General features: G+C 40.8%; 1 rRNA gene. It reads right to left on the bottom strand.

What is annotated here, in order from left to right:
- A 5S ribosomal RNA gene (gene rrf, locus ACXAGX_RS20635) occupies nucleotides 1-67 on the bottom strand; the annotation flags it as partial.
- Nucleotides 68-272: the final 205 nt, after the last annotated feature.

The following is a 272-nucleotide window of genomic DNA, read 5'->3' as shown; positions in this document are numbered from 1 at the left end:
CGCTAACGCGTTTCACTTCTGAGTTCGGAATGGGATCAGGTGGGACCACGTCGCTATTGCCGTCAGGCAAAAACTTTTTTCACTGATGTAGTCATCAATGAATTAACAATTCTGGAAAGCTTTCTATCAGTATCAATCAGAGTAACACTACTCTAACTCTTAATTAGTCAGTCATTACCAACAACTTCTAAATGATAAAGCCATTTAGGCGTTGTATGGTTAAGCCTCACGGGCAATTAGTACAGGTTAGCTTAATGCCTTGCAACACTTCC

The organism is Alteromonas sp. ABV4_515 (assembly GCF_056160345.1).
The sequence above is the reverse complement of the archived record's forward strand: the minus strand, read 5'-3'. Positions and strand labels throughout refer to the sequence as shown.